Source organism: Mycobacterium sp. NPDC003449 (assembly GCF_053588415.1).
The window spans coordinates 1-8,754 of sequence record NZ_JBSFPX010000252.1 but is presented as its reverse complement, the minus strand read 5'-3'; the positions used below and the strand labels follow the sequence as shown (position 1 = coordinate 8,754).

General features: G+C 67.9%; 8 protein-coding genes, 2 pseudogenes and 1 riboswitch. Of the genes and pseudogenes, 4 read left to right on the top strand and 6 right to left on the bottom strand.

Annotation, left to right across the window (positions count from 1 at the left end; genetic code table 11):
• Positions 1-81: 81 nt before the first annotated feature.
• The 4 genes and pseudogenes from ACWDTP_RS35300 to ACWDTP_RS35285 form a co-directional block, all read right to left on the bottom strand.
• On the bottom strand, positions 82-522 hold the full coding sequence (locus ACWDTP_RS35300; protein ID WP_450027870.1) for a type II toxin-antitoxin system Rv0910 family toxin: 441 nt from the start codon (positions 520-522) through the stop codon (positions 82-84).
• A 3-nt stretch (positions 523-525) separates the two neighbouring features.
• Entirely contained in the window at positions 526-756 is a 231-nt protein-coding gene (locus ACWDTP_RS35295; RefSeq protein WP_450027869.1) for an antitoxin, read from the bottom strand.
• Between the two features lie 51 nt (positions 757-807).
• A pseudogene (locus ACWDTP_RS35290) lies at positions 808-1,617 on the bottom strand (cation-translocating P-type ATPase); the annotation flags it as partial.
• Positions 1,616-2,086 (bottom strand): annotated as a pseudogene (locus ACWDTP_RS35285) (SDR family NAD(P)-dependent oxidoreductase); the annotation flags it as partial. The pseudogenes ACWDTP_RS35290 and ACWDTP_RS35285, both read right to left, overlap by 2 nt.
• A gap of 115 nt (positions 2,087-2,201) precedes the next feature.
• Here ACWDTP_RS35285 and ACWDTP_RS35280 point away from each other — a divergent pair.
• The 3 genes from ACWDTP_RS35280 (at position 2,202) to ACWDTP_RS35270 (ending at position 5,101) form a co-directional block, all read left to right on the top strand.
• Positions 2,202-3,056 (top strand): LysR family transcriptional regulator, encoded by an 855-nt coding sequence (locus tag ACWDTP_RS35280; RefSeq protein WP_450027868.1) that lies wholly within the window; start codon positions 2,202-2,204, stop codon positions 3,054-3,056.
• A gap of 3 nt (positions 3,057-3,059) precedes the next feature.
• Complete coding sequence (locus ACWDTP_RS35275; protein ID WP_450027867.1) at positions 3,060-3,842, top strand: exodeoxyribonuclease III; 783 nt, start codon at positions 3,060-3,062, stop codon at positions 3,840-3,842.
• A gap of 200 nt (positions 3,843-4,042) precedes the next feature.
• Positions 4,043-5,101, top strand: a complete 1,059-nt coding sequence (locus ACWDTP_RS35270; protein WP_450027866.1) for an MPT63 family protein — start codon at positions 4,043-4,045, stop codon at positions 5,099-5,101.
• A 56-nt stretch (positions 5,102-5,157) separates the two neighbouring features.
• Here the strand turns inward: ACWDTP_RS35270 and ACWDTP_RS35265 are convergent, their stop codons facing one another.
• Together ACWDTP_RS35265 and ACWDTP_RS35260 are read right to left on the bottom strand one after the other, a co-directional pair.
• The gene (locus ACWDTP_RS35265) at positions 5,158-5,838 is read right to left on the bottom strand and encodes a hypothetical protein (protein WP_450027865.1); all 681 of its coding nucleotides are present in this window, start codon (positions 5,836-5,838) and stop codon (positions 5,158-5,160) included.
• A gap of 86 nt (positions 5,839-5,924) precedes the next feature.
• The gene (locus tag ACWDTP_RS35260) at positions 5,925-7,688 is read right to left on the bottom strand and encodes an MFS transporter (protein ID WP_450027864.1); all 1,764 of its coding nucleotides are present in this window, start codon (positions 7,686-7,688) and stop codon (positions 5,925-5,927) included.
• A gap of 221 nt (positions 7,689-7,909) precedes the next feature.
• Positions 7,910-8,019: riboswitch (TPP riboswitch) on the top strand.
• On the opposite strand from ACWDTP_RS35260, the gene ACWDTP_RS35255 reads away from it, so the two are divergent.
• Positions 8,011-8,754 (top strand): phosphomethylpyrimidine synthase ThiC (locus ACWDTP_RS35255; protein ID WP_450027863.1); only part of this gene is annotated, 744 nt, incomplete at its 3' end. It overlaps the preceding riboswitch by 9 nt.

The window sequence follows — 8,754 nt, the reverse complement described above, 5'->3', positions numbered from 1 at the left end:
TGACAACCGTTAACGCGCGAGCAGACGCAAAACTGCCCAAAACCCCGAGGATTGAGGGCAGTTTGCGTCTGCTCGCGGTGGCTAGACGGGCGGTCCGTACAGCTGTTTGAACTTGTTCAGCGACTCTTGGATATCGCCTTTCAACGCCGCAGCGACCACCATCCCGATCGGCCCGAAGAGCGCGGGCCCACCGAGGTGGACGTCGAAGGTGACGGTCGACCCGTCACCTGAGGGTGCGATCTTTCCGATCAGCTTGACCTTCACCCCACCACGACCGTCGCCGTTGAGGGTCAACGACTGCGGCGGCTTGTAATTGACCAGGGTCCACTTGACCCGGTTCAGCATGCCCTTGACCTCGACGATCGAGTCGATGACGGTGCCCTTCTCCAGGGTTTCCGGCAATTTCGACCGCCAGGCCCGGTGAATGCTGAGCCACTCGTCGTAGCGAGCCAGATCGGATGCGTGCTCCCACGCCTTATCCGGCGACAACGGAACGTCGACGGAGACCGACAGTTTGGCCATAGGTTACTGCTGCGGCGGCGCCGGTGGAGCCGGAGGAGTGCCCTCCTGCGGGTTGTCGTTGCCCGCGTTGCCCTTGTTGAACTGGCCTTTGGCGGCGTCCTGCACCTTGTCGACGTGCCCGGCGTATTTGCCGCCGGTCTTCTTGTCGACGAGGTCGCCGGCCTTGTCGATCGCGCTGCTCGCCTTGTCCGGGTTATTGCCCAGCCAATCCTTCACTTTGTCGAGAATCCCCATGATTCCTCCCTAAATGTGTTGGCAAACGACTTCCATTGTCGTGTCTCAAGGCTATCTCCACAAGCGACGCCGCTCACCAAGCATCGCGCCCTGCACCCACCACAGCACCTCGACCAGGGCCGCTCCGACCAAACCGATTCCCAGCGCGACGCCGGTGACCCGCAGATTCGACGGGTCCAACATGAACAACCGCTGCGCCAGCGGTAGGGAAAAAATCAGCACATACGCCAGGCCCGAGACCGCGACCAACGCGATGCGCCACCACTGATAGGGCCGTGCCACCACCGACAGCACCCACAGCGAGGACGCCAGCAACGTAATTAACGCAGCCGTCGAAGCCTGGGTCTGCTCGACGGCGGTGGCCGCCCGGCCCTGGTAGGCGACCAGGTACGAGACGAACGTCGCCGTCCCCACCACCAGACCCGAGGGCAGCGCCGTGTACATCACCCGCCGCGCGAACCCCGTCTTGGCCCGTTCGTTGTTGGGCGCCAGCGACAGGATGAACGACGGGATGCCGATCGTGAACCAGGCCGCGATCGTGACGTGGATCGGCTGGAACGGGAACAACAGTGGATCGGTGTCGAAGAACCGGGCCGAGAGCCCGCCGATCCCGACCAGGACGGCCAGCAGCACCGAATACACGGTCTTGGTGAGGAACAGTGTCGAGACCCGCTCGATGTTGCCGATCACCCGGCGTCCCTCGCCGACCACATACGGCAGCGTCGCGAACTTGTTGTCCAGCAGCACGATCTGGGCGACCGCGCGGGAGGCCGAGCTGCCCGAGCCCATCGCCACCCCGATATCGGCGTCTTTGAGGGCCAGCACGTCGTTGACGCCGTCGCCGGTCATCGCCACCGTGTAGTTCCGCGGCCCAGATGCGGGTGGCGGCCTCGAGGGCGGCCTTCGCCGCCGCGTACGGCGTGCGCTCGGGGGTGCCGAGGGTGGTCATGCTGGTGACGTTGACGATGCGGCCCCAGCCCGCGTCCAGCATGCCCGGCAGCACTGCCTGCACCACCTGGACGGCCGTGCGCACGTTCAGGTCGTAGGTCTCATGAAGCTGGTCCAGGTCGATGCTGCCGATCCGGGCGAATCGCGCCAGCCCGACGTTGTTGACCACCGCTTCGATCGGCCCGTCGGCCAGGGCCTCCGCGAGCGCCCGATCGGTCCCGGCCCGATCGCTCAGATCGACCTCGACCAGTTTCCCCGGGAAGCCCGGTGTCGCGGTGCGCGCGAAGCCGATCGGTTCATGGCCGGCGGCGGCGAGCCGGTCCGCGACCGCCCGCCCGATCCCACGCGATGCACCGGTGATCAAGATCCGTCGTGCTGTCATGGTCGTCCCTTTCGTTGATCCGATACCCCTGCCTCATGACATTAACGTTCTGGTATCCGGCATCTTCCATGCCATTTCTGATATACCTGCATCAGGATTTCGCATACGGAGGGCAATGCCGACGCTGTTGCAGCTCAAGTCGTTCCTGGCGGTGGTCGACCACGGCGGTTTCACCGCGGCAGGACGCGGGCTCGGCCTGACCCAGCCCGCGGTCAGCCGGGCCGTCGCGAGCCTGGAGAAGGAGTTCGGCATGCCCCTGCTGCGGCGGCACCGCGACGGCGTCGAACTCACCGCCGCCGGCAACCGCGCCCTGGTCCATGCGCGTCAGGCCGTGCGGCACATGGAGCTCATGCGCAGCGAGGTCGCCGCCCTGGCCGGCCGGCTGACCGGGACGCTGCGCGTCGCCAGCCTGCCGTTCACCACGGGGACGCAGATCGCGCCGCGGCTGCGCGTGTTCGGCGACGAGCATCCACTGGTGTCGGTGTACCTGCTGGAAGGCAGCGAGCCCGAGATCCGGGGTTGGCTGGCCGACGGCGCGGTCGACGCCGGCGTGGTCAGCCTGCCGGCGCCGGGGCTGGAAACCGCGGCGCTCGGCGAGAATGAGATGGTCGCGGTCCTGCCCACCGGGCACCGGCTGTCCGGGCTCGATGCGATCACCTACGCCGAGCTGGCCACCGAACCCTTCATCCGGTCGACGGGTGGTTGCGCGGCGGTGTTCACCCCGGTCGCCGCCCAGCTGGGTGTCGAACTCGGCGCGGACTTCGAGGCACACGAGATGACGGCCGTCATCGATCTGGTGCGGGCCGGGCTCGGGGTGAGCATCGTGCCCGCGCTGCCCGGCCCGATGACCGGAATCGTCAGTCGGCCACTGATACCGAGGACCACCCGCAGGCTGGCGCTCGCCACCGCGACCGGCGCCGGCCCCGCGGCCCAGGCGTTCCTGCGGCTGGTGGGCGGCCGTACCCTCTAGCCCATGCGCCTGGCCACCTGGAACGTCAATTCGATCCGTGCCCGCGTCGACCGGGTGACCGACTGGCTGGCCCGCGCCGACGTCGATGTGCTGGCGATGCAGGAGACCAAATGCTCCGACGATCAGTTCCCGACCATGCCGTTCGCCGCACTCGGCTACGAGGTGGTCCATCACGGGCTCAACCAGTGGAACGGGGTGGCAATCGCATCCCGGGTCGGCCTCGACGATGTGCAGATCGGGTTCGACGGCCAGCCCGCGTGGGAGGCCGCCGCCGAGGCGCGGGCGCTGGCCGCGACGTGCGCCGGGGTGCGGGTATGGAGCCTGTACATCCCCAACGGACGCACCGTCGATTCCCCGCATTACGGCTACAAGCTGGAATGGCTTGGCCGTCTTCGCGATAACGCACAGAAATGGCTGGCCGACAATCCGCAGGCGCAGATCGCGCTGGTCGGCGACTGGAACATCGCCCCCACCGACGACGATGTGTGGGATATCGAGTTCTTCGCCGGCGCCACCCATGTCACCGCGCCGGAGCGGGCCGCGTTCACCGCGCTCACCGAGGCCCAATTCACCGATGTGGTGCGGCCTTTCACGCCGGGTCCGGGGGTCTACACCTATTGGGATTACACGCAGCTGCGCTTCCCGAAGCGTCAGGGCATGCGCATCGACTTCATCCTCGGCTCGCCCGCCCTCGCCGAGCGGGTCACGCATGCCGAGATCGTCCGCGACGAGCGCAAGGGCAAATCCCCCAGCGACCACGCGCCGGTTCTGATCGACCTGGGCTGAACCGCCCGGTTCCTCCCCCGGTGTCGAGAATTGGCCGGGTGTGCGGAAACTGTTCACCCGTCCCGGCCCGGCGCGGCGGAAAAAGCGTGCGGCGGGTCCGAAAAGGTTTCGTACCATTGGTAGCGACTGCTAGCTTCGCTGGCAGATGGCCGCCCAGTTCGGGGGATGCCCAATCGACGACCTTGGGAGTGAACAGCACGATGAGAATCTCGACGTTAACCGTCGCACTGGCGGCAGCCGCGGCCGCGGCCGGCGCCGCGGGCACGATCGGTGCCGCGACCGCTTTCGCCGACGCCTCGACCGACAGCAGCGCGATCGGCAGCAGCGCCAAACTTGAGAACGGCGACGTGGTGCAGTCCTGGACGATCAGCGACCTCAAGCCCAGCTCCGACACGATTCCCCATGCCGTCCGCGGAACCCTTTGGGAAGCAACAGCAACCGATGAGGCCGTGCAAGGCTCGGTGACGCCGATCGTGTCCAATCTCAATGCCCGCGCGGCCGATGGTGAGAACTACCGGGTGCTGTTCGGGGTGGCCACTCCGCAGGGGGTGAACCCGGCGACCATCGCGCAGGGTGAAAAGACCACCGGCAAAGTTTATTTCGATGTCACCGGGAACGAGCCGACCACCGTCGTGTACAGCACCGGTGGCCGCGATCTGCTCACCTGGACCAAGGCAGCGGCGGCGCCGCAGCCCGCGGCCACCCGCCCGGCGCCCGCGCGTCCGGCACCGGTCCGTACCGCCCCGGTGACCCCGGCGGCACCCGCTGCCACACCCGCGCCGGCCGCCACACCCGCGCCGGCGGGGGCACCGTCGCCGGCCGCCGGCGTGCCCGCGCCAGTCGCCAACGCACCCGCACCCGCAGGCGCGGGAACCCGCGCCACGGACCTTCCCGGCAGCGCGCAGGGCAGCCAGGGCACCCCACTGCCCGTCGATGAGCCCGCACCCACGGGCAGCCAGGGCACGCCGCTGCCCGCAGGCACCGAGGGCACTCCGCAACCCGCGGCGGTCGAGAACGCCCCGGCACCCGCGGCACCCGCCCCCGGCCAGGCCGCCGCGCCCGCGGCCCCACCGGCGAGCCCGGCACCGGCAGCGCCCGCGAGCCCCGCACCCGCGGCACCGGCGAGCCCTGCACCGGCCGCACCCGCAGAACCGGCGCCGACCACGAGCCCGGTCCCGTCCGGCGGCCAGGCCCCGCTCACCGCGGGCGCCATTCCGACGCTCGTCCCGGCCGCCAACCAGGGCACTCCGGCCCCCTGAGGCTCCGATGCCGGCGGCGCCCGTGGGCGCCGCCGGCATCCTTGACTCCCAACGTCTTACGAGTGCGATGACCACCAGGTGTACAACTCGGGGAACGCCGGACGCTGATCCTCGGCGCGGATCTCGCTCAGCAGCAGATCCGCATCGTCGGTCCAGGCCAGCAGTGGCCGGCCCTGCTGCACACCGCAGAACAGTATCCCGCTGATCTGGTCGGGCGTGGCATTGCGGCGCCACGGGCCCGGCGACTGAATCCGTCCGGGGCACACGACCATCGACGACGCTGCGACCGTCGAATCGAATGCCGCACTGAGTGCGGCCTTGTCCTTGAGCAACGTGTAGGTCGCCGACGGCGGGCCGCCCGGATCAGAGTTCTGGCCACAAGACATCTGCGCCAGGGCATTCCGCGGTGCAGGCACCGGTTTGCAGCTCTGGTCGGTGTATCCGGCCGGCAGCAGGCTGTGCAGCCGAAGTTGCGCCTGCGGATCGGCGGTTTGACTGGGCCGCGTTGCGGCAGAGTCGGTTTCATGCGCAGGACGCAGCAGCCAGAAGACCAGGGCCACGACGGCGATCACCGCGACCGCGCCGGCCGCCGCCGCGAGCGCGATCCGCCGTCCCCGGCCGGGCCGGACCCGTCGGGGCAGCCCCGACGGTCGCCGCGAACCCTCGAGTTCGAACAGCTGGTCCCACATCGGCCCGGACGAGCGCGGGTCCGACGGAGGCTCCGGCGGAGGATTCATCGCCATTCCCGCACCTCCGTTGGCCACCGTCGCCGAATCGCTACCGACCAAGAATGGTAGGCGACGGTGGCGCACCCGGAGGCAACCTACGCCTCGTTATCGGCCCCGGGTTCGGTTCCGTAGCGGCCGGCATTGAACAACGACGCCGCCGCACCGATCACCATCATCGCCGCGGCCGCCAGGAACACAACGGTAAGGCCCGAGTGGAACGGCTCGGTGATCAACTGCGGGAAGAACTCCTGGCCGGTCAGCACCTCGGCGTTGACCCCGGGCTGCTGCAGCGCGTGGGACGGGGCGAGCAACTCGGCGATCGGGTTGTAACCCAGGAACGCCGCGAACAGGCTGCCGACCGGCGGCAGGCCGGCCACATCCTGGGCGACTGCCGCCGAAACGCCTTGCTGCTCAAGACCGCTGCTCATCGCCGTGGGCAGGGTCCCGGCCAGTCCGACGATCATCAACGAGAAGAAGATGCCGATCGACAACGACGAGCCCGCGTTGAAGAACGTCGCGCGCACCCCGGAGGCGGCCCCGCGTTCGGCCGCGGGCACCGCGGACATGATCGCCGCGGTATTGGGTGCGGTGAAGATGCCCCCACCCAGCCCGTTGAGGAACACCAGCAGCGCGAACAGCCAGTAGTCGAAGTCCACCGGGATCATCACAAGCGCCACGAAGGTGACCGCCATCAGCAGCATCCCGCCGACGGTGAACGGCCGCGCGCCGTACCGGTCCGACAGCGTGCCGGCCAGCGGCCCCGAGACCAGGAATCCGATGGTCATCGGCAGCATGTAGATACCGGCCCACAGTGGCGTGGATTCGAAGCTGTAGCCGTGCAGCGGCAGCCAGATCCCCTGCAGCCAGATGATCAGCATGAACTGGAGTCCGCCGCGTCCCACCGATGACATCAGGCCGGCCAGGTTGCCCATGCCGAACGCCGTGGACCGGAACAGCCGGATGTTCATCATCGGGTGTGACACCCGCAGTTCGATGGCGCAGAACAGCACCAGCAGCGCCACCCCGCCGATGATGGCGCCGAGCACCCAGGGGTTGCCCCATCCGGTGGTGGCGTCCCGGTACGGCTGGATGCCGTAGGTGATGCCGGTGAGCAGCACGGTCAGGCCGACCCCGAAGGTGACCGTTCCGGCCCAATCCAGCCGGCCCGGGCTGCGCACCCCGAGTTCTTTGAGAGAGCGGTAACTCCAAATGGTACCCAGGATGCCGACCGGAACGCCGACCCAGAAGATCGCCCGCCAGTCCCACTCCGAGAGCACGCCGCCGATCAGCAGCCCCAGGAAGGATCCCGCGACCGCCGAGACCATGTTGACGCCGAGCGCCATACCGCGCTGATTCGCCGGGAACGCGTCGGTCAGGATCGCCGAGGACGAGGCCATCAGCATCGCGCCACCGACGCCCTGGACCACCCGCCACGCGATCAGCCAGACCGCACCGCCGCCGAGATCGAACGGGTCGACCGAGAGGGCGACCGCGGCGAACGTGAACACCACGAAACCGAGGTTGTAGATCCGGACCCGGCCGAACATGTCGCCGAGCCGGCCGAACAGCACCACCAGCACGGCGGTGACGACCAGGTACCCCATCAGCATCCACAGCAGGTAGCTGACGTTGGCCGGGGCCAGGGGGTTGAGACCGATGCCGCGGAAGATGGCGGGCAGCGAGATCAGCACGATCGAGGCGTTGATGGTGGCCATCAAGGTGCCGAGGGTGGTGTTGGACAGGGCTATCCATTTGTAGAACGGGTGGTCGTGGTCCATCCGTTTGCGCCGCTGCGCCGTCTCCGCCAGGCCCGCATCGGTGGTACCGGCACCGTTCGTCAGCTCAATCTCAGTCGTCATCTCGTCTTCGCTCTACGTATCGATATCCAGGGACGGCGTCGGCCCAATACCTGCAAGACACATATATTAGCTATGCAAATAATTCTCGGCAATCCGGGCGGCGACGCTGTCCGTTTGCTGTGCGCCCGCTGTGACAGCCCGTGTCGCCCGGCGCGACGGTCCACGAGGCGCGCCCCGCCTACCCAACTCCGTCCGTCTGCGCTACGTTGGGACCCGCACAATCAAATCCACGCGGGAGCGCGCACGGAGCGCGCTGAGAGGACGGGTAGGCCCGTCGACCGTACGAACCTGACCGGGTAATGCCGGCGTAGGGAGATCTCATATGAGTAGTTCCGTTGTTTCGTCCGTGACCACCGGTCCGATCGCCGGAAGCGTCAAGTTCTACCGCGAGGCGTCCTGCGACGGCACAGTCATGCGCGTGCCGTTCCGTCGGGTGCTGCTGACCGACGGCGATCACCTGGACCTGTACGACACCTCCGGTCCGTACACCGATGACGACGCGACCGTCGACCTCGAGGCCGGATTGCCGGCGCGACCGGGGATGATCCGCGACCGGGGCACCCAGCTGCAGCGGGCCAGGGCTGGGGAGATCACCTCCGAGATGGCGTATATCGCGGAACGCGAAGGTGTTTCGGCCGACCTGGTTCGGGCCGAAGTAGCACAGGGGCGCGCAGTGATCCCCGCCAACCACAACCACCCGGAGAGCGAACCGATGATCATCGGCAAGGCTTTCGCGGTGAAAGTCAATGCCAATATCGGTAATTCGGCCGTCACCTCGTCGATCGGCGAGGAGGTCGACAAGATGGTGTGGGCCACCCGCTGGGGCGCCGACACCATCATGGACCTGTCCACGGGCAAGGACATCCACCTCACCCGCGAGTGGCTCCTGCGCAACTCCCCCGTCCCGGTCGGAACGGTGCCGATCTACCAGGCCATGGAGAAAGTCAACGGCGACCCCACCAAACTGACCTGGGAACTGTACCGCGACACCGTGATCGAGCAGTGCGAGCAGGGTGTCGACTACATGACCGTGCATGCCGGGGTGCTGCTGCGCTACATCCCGCTC

What these genes read in the sequence shown, in the direction of transcription:
- ACWDTP_RS35275 (WP_450027867.1), top strand. Translation starts at nt 3,060, where the DNA reads ATGCGCCTGGCCACCTGGAACGTCAATTCGATCCGTGCCCGCGTCGAC.
- ACWDTP_RS35295 (WP_450027869.1), bottom strand. Translation starts at nt 756, where the DNA reads ATGGGGATTCTCGACAAAGTGAAGGATTGGCTGGGCAATAACCCGGAC.
- ACWDTP_RS35280 (WP_450027868.1), top strand. Translation starts at nt 2,202, where the DNA reads ATGCCGACGCTGTTGCAGCTCAAGTCGTTCCTGGCGGTGGTCGACCAC.
- ACWDTP_RS35300 (WP_450027870.1), bottom strand. Translation starts at nt 522, where the DNA reads ATGGCCAAACTGTCGGTCTCCGTCGACGTTCCGTTGTCGCCGGATAAG.
- ACWDTP_RS35270 (WP_450027866.1), top strand. Translation starts at nt 4,043, where the DNA reads ATGAGAATCTCGACGTTAACCGTCGCACTGGCGGCAGCCGCGGCCGCG.
- ACWDTP_RS35260 (WP_450027864.1), bottom strand. Translation starts at nt 7,688, where the DNA reads ATGACGACTGAGATTGAGCTGACGAACGGTGCCGGTACCACCGATGCG.
- ACWDTP_RS35265 (WP_450027865.1), bottom strand. Translation starts at nt 5,838, where the DNA reads ATGAATCCTCCGCCGGAGCCTCCGTCGGACCCGCGCTCGTCCGGGCCG.